Genomic DNA, 17,417 nt, shown 5'->3' with positions numbered 1-17,417 from the left:
CGTCCGCTATTTGGACGCGCCCTTCGTCCCGAAGTCTCTGACAACCACATTGACGCGGTAGTCTATTTCCGCATTGCTGAAATAATCATCCCATTTTTTTGAAATCTTTTTCCACTTCTGAGGATAATGGATTCTGACCTCGTTTCCCAATCCCGTCACGTCCGCTTTGATATCTTTCTGCAGTTTGTCTGTAATAAATGCTGTTACTGTTTCTTCTAATCGTTTTTCGACTGTCTTTTCAATTTCTTTGATATACGAGTCCTTAAAGGAATCTTCATTCGGATTCCAGTCCTCGGATAAACGCCCTTCAATATTGCGTGTGACGGTGAATTTGAACTTTCCGTCCTTATAGTCAGTTTTGATTTTACGATTGCTGGAGTACACTTCGTAAGAAAAAAGATTGCCATTATGCCTCATATCAATGACGCCTCCTTCGACAGTGCCTGTAAATAAGTTGATATTTTGAACCTCAACCGGAGTTAAATTCCGGTACCATAATTTGTCTTTGATGATTGTGGCCCCGTTTATCGCGAGTTTGCCGTTTTCCTTACCGACATGAGGGATGAGGAACGAATCGTCAGAGGTCAAATGTTCTGAGATCTCCCCCAATGTAACAGGCTCCATCATTCTGATCGTGACCGCATTATTCTCTGTCAGATCGTAAATTACATTGGATGCGGGTTCGCCTTGATCATTCATTTTAAATATATCCTTAGTTCTGCCATCGGTGACAAAGACGTACGAACTCCTCCTTGTTCCGTTGTCTCTGACAAACTGGTTAATGATCGCGTCCATTCCAATATGATTCGCAATCACGCTCTTGGAAAGCAGAATGAGACGCAAATGCTGTGAAAACGTAGGATTATGCTTTAATGCAGATGTTCTCATCATTTGATGGACCGTTTCACCCTTTGTGATAGCTAGCTGTGTCGGATCAGATGAAGAGCCTTCCTTGGCGCTGATTTTTTTCGGCACGAGAATCTGCTGTGTCAGTTCTAAATTTTTATCATCCGGCTTGTCTAAGCCTACTCCGATCACCAAGCTTAATTCTTCGATATTTCTGCTGTCCCAGCATCCGGTCAGCAATAGGATACATATGAACATACTTAAAATCCGGATTTTCATTTTGCTGTAATCCTCCTTTTGAGAGCTACAATGAAAAACAGAATGAAGGGAAGCAGAAACAGGCAGACGAAAATGTACCCCAGATAATCGCTGTACATCATGACTTGATTGGTGTCATCCGGCCATAAAGAAAAATAATAGACAGCCGCACCGATGAGCACCATGCTTTTTTTAGTCGATAATCCAAACGTCTTCTTCAGCCCGTTAGCGGCAAAATACCCGTAAATGACAAACGTTGTGAAAAACTGAATAATCCAGACGACCAGTAAAAACGATTCAAACCGTTCAATGAATATGCCTTTCAGCTCAAAAGACTGAAAGAGAGAAATGGTCGGCCAGATCAGCGTTTTTACCTCAGGAGCTGTCAAAGCCCCGACAACAATGATATACGTCAGGATATATAAAATAATCGGGATCAGAAAGCCAATAGCCGCGTATCTGAATGTGTATTTCTTTTTTTTCATATGTTCAGGAAGAAACAGCATCACTTCCATTCCTAAAAAAGAGATCGAAACAACAGTTAGGGAGTTCGCAATGGGGCCCAAGCCTTCACCTAAAACAGGGCGCAAGTTATTGATGTCAAAAATTTTAAAACTGATCCCAAACACAATCAGCAAAATAATAATCGTAACCGTTAAATAAAAAGGAAACAGCCGCGAAACATCACTTAGCCCCCCAACGATTAAATAGATGCCGCAGCAGATAAACGTTATAATAATGACCTGAATCGGCGTTCTCTCCAGCAGGAAAAACTTCACCATTTCAGCCATCGCCCTGGTTTCAAAACTGGCCACTCCGATAAAATAGCAGGAGATCAAAAGCCCCATAATGCTGCCAATCCATTTCCCAAGGCCTTCCCGCAAATACTCAAACAGTGAGGGATATTGATGTTTTTTCTGAATGAGCGTGTTTAAATAAATGAAAAAAATAAAAATGACACCTTCTAATATCAGCGAGATCCAGCCGTCAGGAGTATTACTCCTACTGGTCAGCGCTCGAGGCAATGTTAAAAGACCGGCACCGAGCATTGTATTTGCAACAACAGAAATACCTTGAAAGGTATTAAGTTTGAGTGGAGTCTGTTTTTGGCTCATTTGGATTATTCGCCTCTTTTGGTTTGTTTTTAATTGGGAGACGGATAATGGAATCCTCTGTATTTTTCAGGCTGAAAAATCCATTTGGCGAAAAATACGGAGATCCAAAGCTCGTTTGTCTCGTAAGGTGCGTATAAATGACCAGCATAAATAAAATAATCCCGTACAGCCCGAGTATTGCGGCGGAAAACATCGAAATAAAACGCAGCACCCGGAAAGACAGCCCCATTCCGTATTGGGGAACGGTAAAGGATGCAAGGGCAATGACACTGACGACAATCACCATAATCGAACTGACGAGATTCGCTTCTACCGCCGCTTGTCCGATGACGACACCCCCGACGAGACCGATCGTTTGTCCCAATGGGTTTGGAAGACGCAGCCCGGCTTCTCTTAGCAGCTCGATCGTCACTTCCATTAGCAAGGCTTCAAATATCGGAGGAAACGGCACGTTTTCTCTGTTTGCTGAAATTGTGACGGCGAGCGCGGTCGGCAAGAGCCCTTGGTGGAATGACACGAGTGCAATATAAATCGATGACAAAAACAAGGTGATGAATATAGAAGCAAAACGCAGCGACCGGATGAGGGATGCCGAGATCCAGCGTTCATAGTAATCATCCGGAGATTGCATCAGTACACCGAGAGAAACCGGCACCAAAAGCACAAATGGGGAACTGTCCACCAAAATCGCAACCCGGCCGTTGAACAGGGCGGACGACACTTTATCGGGCCTTTCCGTATTTTGAATTTGCGGAAATGGCGAGTATTTATTATCTTCAATAAGTTCTTCAAGCGTTCCGCTGTCCTGGATATCCTCCAGTTTGATATTGTTAAGCCGCGCTTTTACTTCTTTCACAACGGACTTTTTTGCTTTGCCTTCAATGTACATCATCGCCGCCGGCTTCAGTTTGTTATCGCCAATCATGATTTTTTTGGTAATGAGTTTCGGATGAGAGGTCCTTTGCCTGATCAGAGCAAGATTTGTATCGATATCCTCCACAAACGCAACCTTTGGTCCGCGAACCACTTTTTCAGTCGTCGGCTCTGCCAGGCTTCTTGTTTGTTTCTTTCCTGTGGACAGGATATAGGCTTTGTTGAGTCCATTAACAAACACCGCACAATTGCCGCTGAGAATCTCCTTAACCGTTTTTTCTGCCGTTTCTATCGGCCTTGCGTCAATTTGGTCGAGGCGTTTTTTGACCTGCTCAAGCGTCAGCGTCTCCTCATCCTTGATTAAGGTTTTGATCGATTCTAAAACCTTCTGCTGGTCATTCAATTCACTGAAGTAGAGATAGTAAAAAACAAGTCCGTTCGCCAGCATTTTTTTATTTTTCACCAGATCATCGTTTTCTTTTAATTTTGGAAGCACCATTGCTAAATTATCGTGTATATATTCCTTAAATTCTGTTTGTTCCAACGAGGTCACCTCTTGTCCAAAACCTTAGTAGAGGTTATCTTTTCCTGTTAAAAAAATGATATACTGTGTTACAGTATTTTATGGCAGAAGTTTTTTTATGAAAGCGGAGGATATGAAGTGGCAGAGGTAAGACTTGCAGGAAAACAAGAAGAAATAGAACAGCTCATTAAATCATTTGAAAAGCATTACGATGTCTCTTATACATCAAGGGAGTACGGACGAACGAATCCGAAGTACAAATATTCAAAGGACTCCCGCGTATATCTTGAATTAAAATTAAAATCTGCCAAGATCGAAAAATAAAAAGGATTTTTTATATCACTGGCGAATTTGATCTATTGAAGCAACCGTTATGGAGGGATACATAAAATGGACTACAGAATTGAAAAAGACACCATGGGAGAAGTAAAAGTTCCTGCTGATAAATTTTGGGGCGCCCAAACACAGCGAAGCAAGGAGAACTTCAAGATTGGTTCTGAAAAAATGCCGATGCGTGTTGTGAAGGCGTTTGCAATATTGAAACGCAGCACGGCGATCGCTAATAAACGCCTGGGCAATCTAGATGCGGAAAAAGCGGAAGCCATTGCAGCAGTTTGTGATGATGTGCTCAAAGGCAAATATGATGATAACTTCCCGCTTGTTGTATGGCAGACCGGAAGCGGCACACAAAGCAACATGAACATGAACGAAGTGGTGGCCAATCGTGCGACTGCGTTATTAAAAGAAAAGAACTCTGATCAAACGATTCATCCAAACGATGACGTTAACCGCAGCCAAAGCTCAAACGATACGTTCCCGACAGCGATGCACGTTGCTGCCGTTTTATCTGTCTATGAACAGCTTGTGCCTGCGCTTGATCAGCTTCGCAATACGTTAGACGAAAAAGCGAAAGCATACAATGATATTGTGAAAATCGGACGTACGCACCTTCAGGATGCCACACCTCTGACTCTTGGACAGGAAATCAGCGGATGGGTGCACATGCTCGATCGTTCGAAGGAAATGATTTTAGAAGCGACAGACAAAATGCGTGCGCTTGCAATCGGAGGTACAGCTGTCGGAACAGGAATCAATGCTCACCCTGAATTTGGAGAGCTTGTTTCAGAGGAGATCACGAAACTGACAGGTCAAACGTTTAACAGCTCGTCGAATAAATTCCACGCGCTGACAAGCCATGACGAAATCACATATGCACACGGCGCTTTAAAAGCTCTTGCCGCTGATTTAATGAAAATCGCAAACGATGTCAGATGGCTTGCGAGCGGACCTCGCTGCGGCATCGGGGAGATTGTCATTCCTGAAAATGAGCCTGGCAGCTCCATTATGCCTGGAAAAGTGAACCCGACACAAAGTGAAGCACTGACGATGATCGCAGCGCAAATTATGGGGAACGATGCGACAATCGGCTTTGCCGCAAGTCAGGGGAACTTTGAACTAAACGTATTTAAACCTGTGATCATTTACAACTTCCTGCAATCCGTGCAGCTGCTGAGTGACGGAATGAACTCCTTCCATGATAAGTGTGCTGTCGGTATCGAGCCAAATAAAGAAACGATTCAGGAAAACCTGTCGAATTCTTTAATGCTGGTTACGGCGCTGAATCCGCATATCGGATATGAAAACGCCGCAAAAATTGCCAAGCTTGCCCATAAAGAGGGATTGACGCTGAAAGAAGCGGCTTTGAAGCTTGAATTGCTGACAGAGGAACAATTTAACGAAATGGTGAAACCGGAAGATATGGTAAAACCAAAGGCGTAATAGAGAAAAAACGGCTGCTTGTCAAGCAGCCGTTCTTCTAAATATATTGCTGTTTCAAGAGATATGTAAGCTGCTCGGCATCCTCTGCGAGAGCTTCCGACTCCATCAGATTATGGATCATTCCTTTTATGATCACCAGCTTCGGTGTTTTTTTCTTCATTTCTGCTTCAAGTATGTCCAAGCTCTCCGATAATTCAAAAGAGGAGTTTGTGTTCAAGCTTTTTATTTTTTCACGAAGGCTTTTCACAATCGATTCAGTCAGCGGGTCAGGACGTCCGTGAGACAGGGGCCCGAATAAAGAGCTTGCTTCTTCTGATGTGATGAAAGGCTCATCGTTTCGTTCAGACATGCCTTTGACCATATCATCAATTCGGTTAATAACGATATCTGCTAATTGATCCGGTTTCACAGTATACCCGAGCAAAATCATGCATTCCAGGTAAATCTGGCTGATTCCTTCTATTAGAAAACAAAGCTCCGCTGTATAAGGTTCAGCTTTCTCTCCGTATATGTTTAACAGACTGTCAATGTGAAATTGAAGGGAAGTCTGGCGGATTTTTTTCGCGTATTGCTCTACTTCCTCCGTATAAGGAAGAGAACCTTCCTTCATCTGCATTGTAATAAAGTCTTTGTGTTCAAGGATGTTTTCATAGAACACGGTAAGCTGCTTGCGGTAAGCTGTTCTGGGGCTGTCGCCTTTCGTTTTAATATTTAAAATACGGGTAAACGTTTTATCATAATAGTAATTCAGCATAGACAAAAGCAGCGCTTCTTTAGAAGGAAAATAAATATAGAAAGCGCCTTTAGAAATTTTGCATGCTTTGGCAATTTCCTGAACCGATGTTGAGTTATATCCTTTTTGGGCAAACAGTTTAATGGCTGTTTCAATAATCAGCTTCTCTTTTTCCTTCAAATGGTTCCACCCTTTCGGAGCCTGAGGCCTACATAGGATATGACCATATAGTCATACCGTACGTTATAAATTTAACCTTATTGTAACTTGTTTTTTTATCATGTATTATTTATATTATAAATTGAGATGACCGAACGGTCAAAGCTCAAGCGAAAGGGTGAATCTGAAATGAGAGAATTGGACGAAATGATCAGCCGCTTGCGAAACAGAGGAATTAAAGTGGAAAAAGTCAAATATCCGAAGCAGACATTGTCAGAGAAAAAATGGGTTCATCAATGCAAACAGCCGCTCAAAACAAATTATAGAGATTTTAACGGCTATTCTTTCACATAAAAAATAGACTGCAAAAACATCTACAGTCTATTTTGGCACTGCTATGCGGTATGTTACACCTGTTTTGTCATTTTCAATTGAGATAGACGCCTTATGAAGAGTTAAAATACGTTTTACGATGCTGAGACCAATGCCGAATTCGCCTTTCTTCCCTTTATTAAAAGGCTCATAGAGGCTGGAAAGCATCTCATCTTCAATATGCGGTCCGTCATTTTTAATGGTGATAAAGATATTCCGATCATCTTGTTTCATGATGATTTCAATCTTTGTTGCGGCATAGCGGATTTGATTTTCCAGTATGTTCTCCAGAAGCTTGTTCCATTGCTCGGGATCACCCGGCATGAGAATGTCTTCATCTACATCAATTCCCCATGATAATTCTTTTCGCGCCCATTTCAGTCTTTCAATGACTTCTTCTGTCACTTCCATAATACTGAATGTTTCATGTTGTACTTTTTGCTTAGATAAGTAATCGAGCTTTGTTAAATATAATAAATCTTTTATTTTTTTCTCCAGCTTAAGGGCTTCGCCTTCAATGACATCTACTGTATTTTCAAGATCTCCTTTAGGAAAAATCCCATCTTTAATGGATTGGGTATATCCCCTGATCACCATAACCGGTGTTTTTAAATCATGAGAAATATTTTGTAAAAGGGTTCTTTCTGTTTCATCCTTTTGCACGAGCTTTTGGCGCATCTCTTCAATAGTATGGCCCAATTTGCCGATTTCATCTTTCCGATCCACTATGACAGGATCATCCCAATCCTGTTCTGAAATCCGTTTGACGTGCTTTTCAAACGAAACGAGAGGCCTTGATAAATATTTCGCAAGCCAAATCGCCGGAATCCAGCTTAATAAAATGACAACCGCTATAATAAACAGCAGCTGTTTGAACAGGGTGAAGGCCAGATCGTCCCGATAAGAATCAAGTGCATAGGACAGCATCATGGCGGATTGCCCGTTGACGGAAAGTCCCTTCTTAATGACAAAAAACACTTTTTCGCCATTGATTTCAGCACTGTACCGTTTCTTTTTGGCTTCCTGTTTATCAGCCAGCTGGTATACCTTATGGATAAATGCGGACGACAGGATTCTCAAATCCTTGTCTGACGAAGCCGCTTCATTTTCGGGCAGAAGCACGTGCTGTACAGAGCGCACGGTCGTCGGCGCTGTGGCTTCCTCACTGTAATAGCGCCTTTCGATTGAACCAGGCAGGCGGTACTCAGTCAGAACATGCTGTTCATTTTCAATGGTGGTGTACGTTTCATTGGTGAAAAAATCACGCAGCGTGTTTGAAAATAAAACAAGCAATAAAATCGATATGGCTAACAGGATGCCGGAGATAACAACCCATATTTGAAACGAAAGCGGCTTGTTTTTCATGATGTCATCATCCTGTAGCCAAACCCGTAAATGGTCTCCACTTTGAGTTCAGGCATCTTTTTACGCAGCCTCCGGACAAGATCATCAACAACGCGGTCAGTTCCAAAATAATCATGGCCCCATACCTTGACGAGAATATCCTCACGGGAATATGGATGTCCTTTATGATGGATAAATAAGAGGAGGAGATCAAATTCCTTTGACGTTAAATTAATCAAATTGCCGTTTTCATCATAGACCTCACGGGCGTCTTCCGCGACCCGATAGGAGGAGACGATGGTTTCGTTTTTTTGTGCGGCAGGCGCTTCCTTATAGACAAGCTGCAATAGTTTTTGCACACGTATAATCAGTTCCCGCGGGAGAAATGGTTTTGAAATATAGTCATTGCTTCCAAGCTCTAACCCAAGCACTCTGTCAATATCGGCGTCTCGTGCGGAAATAAAAATGACCGGCACGTCAGGGTCTTTCGCTTTGATTTCTTTTATTAATGTATAGCCGTCAGTATCCGGCAGCATGATATCGAGAATCCACAGGTGGGGAGACGGCGTCATTTTTTTTCTGGCGTCTTCGCCTTTCGTAAAAGATGTAATGTTCCAGCCCTCATTCTCTAAATACTTCGTCAGCAATTCATTCAGATTATCCTCATCCTCAACTAGATAAATGGTATATGACAAGGCTCTTCACATCCTTTCAACGTCATTATAAACTAGTTTTAACATACGGCAGGCAATTTTCATAATTTCACATATTCTTTTCATTTTTATCCCACAATGTTTGTTTATGATGTGTATAAGGGAAGAAAGGAAAAGAAAAGAGCGGGGAAGATGTAGGATGATCAAACATATTCTATTTTGGTGCTTTGCTTTTCTCCTCATTATTGGGACAATTGAACTTGTACATGCGATGAATATGTAACGATATACGAAAACCGAATAAGGAGTGTATGCATATGGATTATCGACGTGATGACCAGAACGGAGAACAACACACAGAACCTTCACATACAGAAAACATGAATACAGAAAACCAAAAGCTGATTGAGCATCCTGAACAAGAACTGCTTGATCCGCCTCATTCTGATGAAGCGGGACGAAGAGAAACGGCTTCCGCTTTAGAAATGGAAAAGAAAGAAACAGCTGTAAAAAAAGAAAAAAAGCGGAGAGCCGCATGGCTGAGCCCGATTTTAGGCGGGATCATCGGCGGCGGACTGATGCTCGGCGTCGCGCCTTATTTACCGTCTGACCATAATCAGACGACCGAGACGGCTTCCGCAAATAAACAGGTGCAATCAGACAACTTTACAACGACACCTGTGACAAACGCGACCAACGTGGCTGATATGGTAGAGGACTTAGAGCCGACAATTGTCGGAATCTCAAATATCCAAACCTCTCAAAATAACACATTCGGCACAGAAGGCAGCTCCGGCTCAGAAAGTGAAAGCGGAACGGGGTCAGGGGTCATTTTCAAAAAAGACAATAATAAAGCATATATCATTACAAACAACCACGTAGTGGAAGGAGCGAATAAGCTGACTGTTACCCTGTACAATGGTAAAACGGAGACAGCCAAGCTTGTGGGAAGCGATGCAATTACGGATTTGGCTGTTTTGGAAATCAGCAATAAGAACGTCAAAAAAGTGGCGAGTTTCGGGGATTCTTCGCAGCTGCGCACAGGTGAAAAAGTCATCGCCATCGGTAACCCGCTCGGCCAGCAATTCTCCGGAACAGTGACACAAGGGATCATCAGCGGACTTAACCGGACGATTGATGTCGATACGACTCAAGGTACGGTTGAGATGAATGTGCTGCAAACAGACGCGGCAATCAATCCGGGGAACAGCGGCGGCCCGTTAATCAATTCAAACGGCCAAGTGATCGGTATCAACAGTTTGAAAGTAAGTGAAAATGGGGTTGAGTCACTCGGTTTTGCGATTCCAAGCAACGATGTAGAGCCAATTGTTGACCAGCTTCTTGAAAACGGAAAAGTGGAACGTCCATTCTTAGGCGTGCAAATGATTGATATGTCGCAAGTTCCTGAAACGTACCAGGAAAACACACTCGGCCTGTTTGGCGATCAATTGAGCAAAGGTGTCTACGTCAAAGAAGTTCAATCTAATTCACCGGCGGCTAAAGCAGGAATGAAATCTGAGGATGTTATTGTCAAATTAAACGGCAAAGATATCCAAAGCAGTGCGGATATCCGTCAAATCCTATATAAAGATTTAAAAGTCGGAGATAAAACAACAATTCAAGTGATACGAAACGGAAAAACGAAAAACCTGAACGTGACACTGACCAAGCAGACAGAAAGCCTCAGCAGCTAAATAGCAAAAAAGCTGAACCTGAAGAGGGTTCAGCTTTTTTTTAGCCTAAATAAGAGGAAAGCATCCACACTTGTTTTTCGACTTCATCGATTAATCCGACAAACAAGTCTGCTGTCGCATTGTCTTGATTTTCTTCCGCAAGGCCGATGACGAATTTAGACTCGCTGCTGATTTGTTTGTAGTCGTTCACCAAAGCTTGGACCATTTCTGAAGCTGACGTTTCGTTTCCGCCGTCTGTGATAGATGCTTGCTCAGTGTATTCTTTCAGAGTGGCAACAGGCTGTCCTCCGATAGCCAGCAGGCGCTCAGCAATCGTATCCACAGTTTCCGCCGCGTGGTCATACAGTTCTTCAAATTTTTCATGCAATGTAAAGAAGTGAGGCCCTTTTACATACCAATGAAAACGGTGCAGCTTGGAGTATAGAAGAAACCAGTTTGATAATTGGGTGTTCATTGAATTCTCAACTAATGTCAGGTTTGTTTTTGCGTTTTCGGTTTTCATAATCTTACGTCCTCCTTGTGATCTGTTAATTTAATTATACCACGTATTAATTAAGAGTCAATACTAAATTATAATTATTATAATTTAGATCGGCTGAATAGTTTTTTCTTCAGGATAGACTCCCATGCGGACCAAGGAAAAAGCGCTCGGAATAACAGGGTGAGCTTGACGCCTTTTCCGATCGGATAACGCAATTTCTTTAAACGCTGTTTCATGGCTAATTGATAAATGAGGTCGGCAACCTCTTGGGGATCTCCGCTTTCATCGGCATTTTTTTCAACATAAGAAAGGATCTTTTTATAGTATTGATGATAAGCTGAATCGTCAGCCGGCACAGTCATGTGATTCGATAACGATGTTGACCAGATCGATGTTTTGTATGAGCCTGGCTCGATCAGAGCGGTTTCAATGCCGAAAGGAATCAGCTCCAGACGCAGGCTTTCTGAAAACCCCTCCAATGCATACTTGGAAGAGGCGTAAGGCGACAATGCGGGAAATCCGGTTAAACCGCTGATACTGCTTACGTTTATAATCTTTGCCCCGCTATGCTTTCGTATGTAAGGAAGGACGGTTTTTGTGACATTGATTAATCCGAAAACGTTCGTTTCAAATTGCTTTCTGAAATGCTCCATCGGCACATCCTCGATAAATCCCCCGTAAGCTGTCCCCGCATTGTTGACGAGTAAATCAATTGGGGCATACGCACTTATGGTTTTTCCAAAGGCTTCGATCGAGTGTTCATCAGTGACATCAAGAGCGGTGATGTGAATGGAGTCAGCTACATGATGTTTTGCTGCTAAACCGCGCAGCTGTTCCGCTTTCTCGGGCTGCCTTGCTGTGGCAATGACGAAAAATGACTGAGCCAGTTTGACTGCTGCCAGCAGACCGAAACCGCTAGACGCTCCTGTAACGATAGCTATTTTTTTATTCATTTTCCATATCCTCCTGTTCGGGGCTACAGCTATTGTACAATGATGCATAGAGAATGACGCCATAAAAGATATTTTTATACAATAATTCAGAATTGTTCTATAATAAAATCAAATAAGGAAAGGGGTTTTGAGTCATGGGGTTGCAAGGGGTAGACAAAACATGGGATCTGGATTCGTTTTTTAAAGGCGGGAGCCAGTCAGAGGAATTCAAGGGATATATTGAAAAGCTGTCACAAAGCCTGCGTGCATTTCAAGACATGACAGATGCATTTGAGGCGCCAGAAACACCTGATGATGCTGGAAGGCTGACCGCATTGCTTGATGCATTTGAACAAAATTCGGTAAAGCTGCAGCAGGCCGGTGCTTTTGTCTCTTGTCTTCAGGCACAGAACATGAGCGATCAGAAGGCGAATGAACATAAATCATTCATGCATCAGCTAGTCGCAGATTTTCAGTCCTCCCTTGTCACATTCGATCATAAACTTGTGGAGATTGATCAAGGCGTGTGGGAAGAATTGCTCAAAACACCTGGACTGCGAGAGGTATCATACATATTAAATGAAAGAAGAGAACGGGTTGCGGAAAAGCTCAGCCCAGACAAAGAAAAACTGATTGGAAGCCTTGCGGTTGACGGTTATCATGCCTGGGATGATTTATATCATATCGTTGTCGGAAAAATGACCATTCCGTTTGAGGAAAAACAATTATCTGTCGGACAGGCGGAAAACATGATGTCTTCTCAGGACCGTGATGTCAGAAAAACCGTTTTTGAACGCACCAATCAAGCTTGGGAGCGGGAACAGGATATTTTCAGCAGCACGCTGAATCATTTGGCGGGGTTCCGGCTGGAAACCTACAAAGCGAGGGGATGGGAGGACGTTCTGAAGGAGCCGCTGCAAATCAACCGGATGAAAAAAGAAACGCTGGATACGATGTGGCAGGTCATTACTGAAAATAAGCAGCCGTTCGTTCAGTTTCTCAACCGGAAAGCATCCATGCTTGGTCTCGAAAAGCTCAATTGGTATGACGTTGAGGCACCGATTGGGTCTGCCGGGAAGGAATATTCATACGATGAAGCCGCAAACTTAATTGTCAGCCAATTTTCCACGTTTGGCCGAAAGTTGTCCGTTTTTACAGAAAAGGCGTTCCGTGACCGCTGGATTGAAGCCGAGGACAGAAGCGGAAAAAGAGTCGGCGGCTTTTGCACGAGCTTTCCGGACAGCGGGGAATCCCGTATCTTCATGACGTTTTCCGGCAGTGCCTCGAACGTCTCAACGCTTGCCCATGAACTCGGGCATGCCTTTCATCAGGAAGCGATGCTCAATGTAAGGCCGTTAAATCGATCCTACGCCATGAACGTAGCGGAAACTGCGTCAACCTTTGCCGAAATGATTGTGGCAGACGCGACTGTCAATCAGGCGGAGACAAAGGAAGAAAAGTTTGTGCTTCTGGAGGATAAAGTGCAAAGAAGCGTTGCTTTCTTTATGAATATCCATGCGAGGTTTTTATTTGAAACGAGATTTTACGAGGAACGAAAGCGGGGAATTGTGCCGGCGGACCGTTTAAACGAGCTGATGGAAGAAGCGCAAAAAGAAGCGTTCTGCGGCGCTTTAGGCGAGTATCATCCGCTATTCTGGGCGTCAAAGCTCCACTTTCATATTACGAGAGTGCCGTTTTATAATTACCCTTATACGTTCGGCTATCTGTTTTCTCTCGGCATTTACGCTCTGGCGCTTGAAGAAAAAAACACGTTTGAAGAGAAATATATAGCGCTATTGCGTGATACGGCATCCATGACCGCAGAAGATTTAGCGCTGAAGCATTTAGGCGCAGACATCACGAAGAGAGACTTTTGGGAAAATGCCATCAAGCTGGCAGTGCAGGACGCCGAAACCTTTTTGCAAATGACTGAATCATAAAGGAAAGCCGGGCGCTGAAGCCCGGCTTTTTCTGTTCTTTTCTCTGAATGAGGATTCCATCCCTTGGACATACCTAAAAGAAATGGAATTCTACAGGGGGGAACCATTATGCATTTGATCAGAGCGGCGGGGGCCGTTTGTCTCGCAGTTGTTCTGATTGCGGGCTGCCGTCTCAATGAAGAACAGCAGCAAGCAGAAGGAGAAAATACGGCAGTTACTCATATGAAATCTGTTCCTTACAGCAATTTCTCGCTTCGCGTCAGCTATGGTGACGGTGAGCATAATCGCTATGAAGGGATATACGAAAAAAACGGAACTCATGAAACAGCAGCAATACAAGATAAGCTCTCAGGCATCAATCAAGAGGGAGAAGAAGCGCTGGATGAGATGAAAATGATTCTGAGCGAGCTATCCGTGACAGATCAAATGGCTGAAAAGGAAGTGATTCACAGCGTGCTGGCGGCTTTTAACCTTGACAGCCACTATGATCATATTGACTTAAAACTGAAGCTTAAGAACGGGGCTGTCAGAGAAATTAAAAAATAATCATGTGCTGAAAAACCCATAACCGCCATTTTTGACCAGAAAACTAATTGAAAATGATTTTCAAAGTCACTGTTTTCTGCTACAATGAGGGATATATGACCATATCAGAGACTGAATATTGTATCACTTGCATTGATGACAATTTACTTACATGCATGTCTATATAAAACGTGCGATACATAGAGCTGCTAAAAAGCCAGCAAAAAGGAGCGGTTATGGGTATGAGTGCAATTTCTACAGAAACGCTGAGCTTAGGGTACGGGGATGCCGTTATTATTGATGAACTGAATTTAACGATTCCAAAAGGTGAAATTACCGTATTTATCGGCAGCAACGGCTGCGGAAAATCGACACTTTTACGTTCGTTGGCGCGGCTGATGAAGCCGAGAGGCGGTTCTGTGCTATTGGAAGGAAGAGCGATCGCCAAGCTTCCGACAAAGGAAGTCGCAAAGGAGCTTGCCATCCTGCCGCAGGGGCCTTCTGCTCCGGAGGGACTGACAGTGCATCAGCTTGTAAAGCAGGGAAGATATCCTTATCAAAACTGGCTGAAACAGTGGTCAAAAGAGGATGAGGGAGCTGTTGAGAGAGCGCTTAAAGCCACAAAGCTGGAAGATATGGCTGACCGTGCCGTTGATTCCTTATCAGGCGGACAGCGCCAGCGGGCTTGGATTGCGATGACGCTTGCCCAGGAAACGGATATTATACTTCTGGATGAACCGACAACGTATTTGGATATGACGCATCAAATAGAAATTCTTGATTTGCTGTTTGAGCTGAATGAGAAGGAACAGCGGACGATCGTCATGGTGCTCCATGATTTGAATTTAGCGTGCCGCTACGCACATCACCTTGTGGCTATTAAAGATAAACAGATTTACGCTGAAGGCCGTCCGGAAGAGGTCATTACTTGTGATCTGGTGCAAAATGTGTTTTCTATGAACTGTCAGGTCACACAGGACCCGCTGTTCGGAACGCCTCTTTGCATTCCTCATGGCCGGGGCAGATGCATTGTCCGGGAAGCGGCTTTCACATCACATGGATAAATAACACGGCTAAAGGAGCTTTCATCAATAAGAAAGCTCCTTGATGTTTTTTTGAAAGGAAGATGTATAAATGGAACAAAAACTGCAAGAACAGCTGGATGGATTGCTGGAGAAATATACTGAGCTTCTGCTTGGTGAATCAAACAATGAGCTAAAAGAAGAAGTGAAGCAATGGATTTTGTACACGCATATCGCCAAAAGCATGCCTCCGCTCGCTAAGCATTGGAATGCGACATATCCTGACGCAAAGCAGGGCATTAAAGATATCATTCAGCATATTAAGGAATTAAATGAAGCGCATCGAAACAAACAATAGCTAAAAAAGCAGTCTGCCAATCAGAGCAGACTGCTTTTTTGTGATGCTGCCGTTTTATCAGGCGCAAAGGAATCCATAAAGGTCCGCAACGCGCTGCTGATAAACGAATCTTTTCGAACAATAAATTCTGTTTTCATCTGTCTGAGGGCTTCAGGGAGCGTGTACAATCGGATCGAACCTTCAGACTCGTGTTTTTGTACAACAGTCCGCGGCAGCAATGAGATGCCAAGGCCCGCTGTTACCCCGCCTATTATCGCTTCAAGTGTGCCGAACTCCATAATCACCGGCTGTGTGACGCCGACAGAGCGCAACCATTTTTCAAGTGTCTCTCGATACGAACAGCCTGTGCTGTAAACGAGAATCGGCTTTGTGATGGCTTCCTCTGCATTGGAAACAGAAGCAGCCGAAACAACCACTGGTTCTTCCTCATATGCAGGATAGGATTTGAGCTCAGGATGATTGCATTCGCATCCGATAAACGCGCCATCCAATTCATAACGAAGAACTTTATCAATGAGAAATTGTGTATGCCCTGTTGTTAAAGACAGCTGTACGTTTGGATGCTCTTCATAATAAGCAGCCAGAAGCTTCGGAAGCCTTACCGCGGCGGTTGTTTGAGTGGAGCCGATCATAAGCGGCCCGCTTGGTTCGACAGAAGATGAGAGCGCTTTAGACGCTTCATCCAGCAGGCCGATAATTTTATTTGCGTAGTCCAGCAGCAGTTTTCCGCTTGCAGAAAGTGTCATCCCTCGATTATGGCGCAAAAAAAGGGTGGTGCCGAGCTCAGCTTCCAATTGCTGAATTCTGGCCGTCACATTTGATTGCACATAACCAAGCTGCAGGGCGGCTTTCGTAATTGTGCCTTCACGGGCTACCATTTGAAACACACGCAGATCTCCGCTTTCCATGTTGAATCCCCCGTTCTTCTGATATCAATCTAAGTGATATCGAGTATCTTTAACAATCATTATACGTAACACCAAACCTCCATTACAATAGAATCAGCAGTTTAGATTTCAAAATATATACAAACAACAAGGAGTGGCGGCAATGGATCTTAAGAACAAAACAGCTCTCATCACTGGGGGCGGCACGGGAATAGGAAGAGCAGCATGCATTGAATTAGCGAAACGCGGAGCGATTGTTGCAGTGAATTATTCACGCTCGCGAGCTGAGGCGGAGGAAACAGCAGAAATCATCAAAAGCGAGGGCGGGCAGGCCGTTGCTATCCAAGCCGATGTATCCAAAAACAGTGAAGTGCAGGACATGGTTCAAGCGATAGTAAAGCAATACGGCACGATTGACGTTTTAATCAACAACGCAAGTATTACACGGCATATTCCAATGGATGATCTCGATGCCGCGACAGAGGACGTATGGGACGAGTTATATGCGGTCAATGTCAAAGGAATGTTTTTTTGCGCGAGAGCAGCGGCTCCTTTCATGAAAAAAAGCAAGGCTGGGGCGATCGTTAATATCGGCAGTATCGCGGGGTCAACCGGGGCGGGCTCTTCTATGCCTTACGCTGTGTCAAAAGCAGCGGTGCACGGCCTGACAAAATCATTGGCACACGCTTTGGCGCCAGAAATCAGAGTGTGCGGTGTCGCACCCGGAGCTGTCGCGACAAGATGGTGGGCGGGGCGTGAAGAAAAAATGAAAAACATGAGCGGCACTTTGCTGTTGCAGCGAATTGCTGAAGCGAGTGATGTGGCACGGCTGATTTGTTCCGTGCTTGAACAGGAATCCCTGACAGGACAAATCATCACGATTGACAGCGGCCAGACGATGTAAAGAAAGGAGCGGCGTGAGA

The 17,417-nt window shown here is 43.9% G+C and carries 17 protein-coding genes and 1 pseudogene; 9 read left to right on the top strand and 9 right to left on the bottom strand.

Annotation, left to right across the window (positions count from 1 at the left end):
* Positions 1–6 precede the first annotated feature (6 nt).
* From gerAC to gerAA, 3 genes are read right to left on the bottom strand one after another with little or no spacing between them, the layout of a single operon-like run.
* Complete coding sequence (gerAC, locus tag AU387_RS03630; protein ID WP_059334856.1) at positions 7–1,125, bottom strand: spore germination receptor protein GerAC; 1,119 nt, start codon at positions 1,123–1,125, stop codon at positions 7–9.
* A complete protein-coding gene (gene gerAB / locus AU387_RS03625; RefSeq protein ID WP_059334854.1) occupies positions 1,122–2,219 on the bottom strand; it encodes a spore germination receptor protein GerAB in 1,098 nt (365 codons plus the stop codon). The genes gerAC and gerAB overlap by 4 nt, the downstream gene beginning before the upstream one ends.
* Entirely contained in the window at positions 2,188–3,636 is a 1,449-nt protein-coding gene (gene gerAA / locus AU387_RS03620) for a spore germination receptor protein GerAA (RefSeq protein ID WP_044159071.1), read from the bottom strand. Before gerAA ends, gerAB begins: the two co-directional genes overlap by 32 nt.
* 117 nt (positions 3,637–3,753) lie before the next feature.
* Between gerAA and AU387_RS03615 the strand changes: the two genes are divergently transcribed.
* Both AU387_RS03615 and fumC read left to right on the top strand, forming a co-directional pair.
* Positions 3,754–3,939 carry a YvzF family protein gene (locus tag AU387_RS03615; protein ID WP_059334852.1) on the top strand — a complete coding sequence of 62 codons (186 nt, stop codon included), beginning with the start codon at positions 3,754–3,756 and terminating at the stop codon, positions 3,937–3,939.
* 66 nt (positions 3,940–4,005) lie between these two features.
* A complete protein-coding gene (gene fumC / locus AU387_RS03610; protein WP_044159069.1) occupies positions 4,006–5,394 on the top strand; it encodes a class II fumarate hydratase in 1,389 nt (462 codons plus the stop codon).
* 37 nt (positions 5,395–5,431) lie between these two features.
* Here the strand turns inward: fumC and AU387_RS03605 are convergent, their stop codons facing one another.
* Positions 5,432–6,307 carry a TetR/AcrR family transcriptional regulator gene (locus AU387_RS03605; RefSeq protein WP_059334850.1) on the bottom strand — a complete coding sequence of 292 codons (876 nt, stop codon included), beginning with the start codon at positions 6,305–6,307 and terminating at the stop codon, positions 5,432–5,434.
* Positions 6,308–6,475: 168 nt separating this feature from the next.
* On the opposite strand from AU387_RS03605, the gene spxO reads away from it, so the two are divergent.
* On the top strand, positions 6,476–6,640 hold the full coding sequence (gene spxO, locus AU387_RS20335) for an anti-adapter protein SpxO (RefSeq protein ID WP_003221681.1): 165 nt from the start codon (positions 6,476–6,478) through the stop codon (positions 6,638–6,640).
* Between the two features lie 27 nt (positions 6,641–6,667).
* Here spxO and cssS read toward each other — a convergent pair whose 3' ends face one another.
* Both cssS and cssR read right to left on the bottom strand, forming a co-directional pair.
* Positions 6,668–8,023: a two-component system sensor histidine kinase CssS gene (gene cssS, locus AU387_RS03600; RefSeq protein WP_044159066.1), complete on the bottom strand. Its 1,356-nt coding sequence runs from the start codon at positions 8,021–8,023 to the stop codon at positions 6,668–6,670.
* Positions 8,020–8,697, bottom strand: coding sequence for a two-component system response regulator CssR (gene cssR, locus AU387_RS03595; RefSeq protein ID WP_059334848.1), 678 nt, complete (start codon positions 8,695–8,697; stop codon positions 8,020–8,022). Before cssR ends, cssS begins: the two co-directional genes overlap by 4 nt.
* A gap of 275 nt (positions 8,698–8,972) precedes the next feature.
* On the opposite strand from cssR, the gene AU387_RS03590 reads away from it, so the two are divergent.
* The gene (locus AU387_RS03590) at positions 8,973–10,349 is read left to right on the top strand and encodes a S1C family serine protease (protein WP_059334847.1); all 1,377 of its coding nucleotides are present in this window, start codon (positions 8,973–8,975) and stop codon (positions 10,347–10,349) included.
* A 40-nt stretch (positions 10,350–10,389) separates the two neighbouring features.
* Here the strand turns inward: AU387_RS03590 and mrgA are convergent, their stop codons facing one another.
* Both mrgA and AU387_RS03580 read right to left on the bottom strand, forming a co-directional pair.
* Positions 10,390–10,851 (bottom strand): Dps family protein, encoded by a 462-nt coding sequence (mrgA, locus tag AU387_RS03585; protein WP_024122790.1) that lies wholly within the window; start codon positions 10,849–10,851, stop codon positions 10,390–10,392.
* A gap of 77 nt (positions 10,852–10,928) precedes the next feature.
* Complete coding sequence (locus tag AU387_RS03580) at positions 10,929–11,783, bottom strand: oxidoreductase (protein ID WP_059334845.1); 855 nt, start codon at positions 11,781–11,783, stop codon at positions 10,929–10,931.
* Between the two features lie 134 nt (positions 11,784–11,917).
* Between AU387_RS03580 and AU387_RS03575 the strand changes: the two genes are divergently transcribed.
* The 4 genes and pseudogenes from AU387_RS03575 to AU387_RS03560 all read left to right on the top strand — a co-directional run bounded on the left by AU387_RS03575 (position 11,918) and on the right by AU387_RS03560 (position 15,607).
* On the top strand, positions 11,918–13,702 hold the full coding sequence (locus tag AU387_RS03575) for a M3 family oligoendopeptidase (RefSeq protein WP_059334844.1): 1,785 nt from the start codon (positions 11,918–11,920) through the stop codon (positions 13,700–13,702).
* Positions 13,703–13,810: 108 nt separating this feature from the next.
* Complete coding sequence (locus AU387_RS03570; RefSeq protein WP_024122787.1) at positions 13,811–14,248, top strand: YusW family protein; 438 nt, start codon at positions 13,811–13,813, stop codon at positions 14,246–14,248.
* 215 nt (positions 14,249–14,463) lie between these two features.
* A complete protein-coding gene (locus AU387_RS03565) occupies positions 14,464–15,291 on the top strand; it encodes an ABC transporter ATP-binding protein (RefSeq protein WP_082687829.1) in 828 nt (275 codons plus the stop codon).
* Positions 15,292–15,318: 27 nt separating this feature from the next.
* Positions 15,319–15,607, top strand: a pseudogene (locus AU387_RS03560) (YusU family protein).
* A gap of 20 nt (positions 15,608–15,627) precedes the next feature.
* Here AU387_RS03560 and AU387_RS03555 read toward each other — a convergent pair.
* Positions 15,628–16,515, bottom strand: coding sequence for a LysR family transcriptional regulator (locus tag AU387_RS03555; protein ID WP_059334840.1), 888 nt, complete (start codon positions 16,513–16,515; stop codon positions 15,628–15,630).
* Between the two features lie 142 nt (positions 16,516–16,657).
* Here AU387_RS03555 and AU387_RS03550 point away from each other — a divergent pair, with 142 nt between their 5' ends.
* The gene (locus AU387_RS03550; RefSeq protein ID WP_059334839.1) at positions 16,658–17,398 is read left to right on the top strand and encodes an SDR family NAD(P)-dependent oxidoreductase; all 741 of its coding nucleotides are present in this window, start codon (positions 16,658–16,660) and stop codon (positions 17,396–17,398) included.
* Positions 17,399–17,417: the final 19 nt, after the last annotated feature.

This window comes from Bacillus halotolerans (assembly GCF_001517105.1).
GTDB classification, from domain to species: domain Bacteria; phylum Bacillota; class Bacilli; order Bacillales; family Bacillaceae; genus Bacillus; species Bacillus halotolerans.
This window is presented reverse-complemented; position numbering and strand designations above follow the sequence as displayed.

Coding starts and splice junctions, on each gene's coding strand:
- AU387_RS03570 (WP_024122787.1), top strand. CDS start 13,811: ATGCATTTGATCAGAGCGGCGGGGGCCGTTTGTCTCGCAGTTGTTCTG.
- AU387_RS03550 (WP_059334839.1), top strand. CDS start 16,658: ATGGATCTTAAGAACAAAACAGCTCTCATCACTGGGGGCGGCACGGGA.
- AU387_RS03565 (WP_082687829.1), top strand. CDS start 14,464: ATGGGTATGAGTGCAATTTCTACAGAAACGCTGAGCTTAGGGTACGGG.
- AU387_RS03580 (WP_059334845.1), bottom strand. CDS start 11,783: ATGAATAAAAAAATAGCTATCGTTACAGGAGCGTCTAGCGGTTTCGGT.
- mrgA (WP_024122790.1), bottom strand. CDS start 10,851: ATGAAAACCGAAAACGCAAAAACAAACCTGACATTAGTTGAGAATTCA.
- AU387_RS03575 (WP_059334844.1), top strand. CDS start 11,918: ATGGGGTTGCAAGGGGTAGACAAAACATGGGATCTGGATTCGTTTTTT.
- gerAC (WP_059334856.1), bottom strand. CDS start 1,125: ATGAAAATCCGGATTTTAAGTATGTTCATATGTATCCTATTGCTGACC.
- AU387_RS03590 (WP_059334847.1), top strand. CDS start 8,973: ATGGATTATCGACGTGATGACCAGAACGGAGAACAACACACAGAACCT.
- gerAB (WP_059334854.1), bottom strand. CDS start 2,219: ATGAGCCAAAAACAGACTCCACTCAAACTTAATACCTTTCAAGGTATT.
- cssS (WP_044159066.1), bottom strand. CDS start 8,023: ATGAAAAACAAGCCGCTTTCGTTTCAAATATGGGTTGTTATCTCCGGC.
- spxO (WP_003221681.1), top strand. CDS start 6,476: ATGAGAGAATTGGACGAAATGATCAGCCGCTTGCGAAACAGAGGAATT.
- AU387_RS03555 (WP_059334840.1), bottom strand. CDS start 16,515: ATGGAAAGCGGAGATCTGCGTGTGTTTCAAATGGTAGCCCGTGAAGGC.
- fumC (WP_044159069.1), top strand. CDS start 4,006: ATGGACTACAGAATTGAAAAAGACACCATGGGAGAAGTAAAAGTTCCT.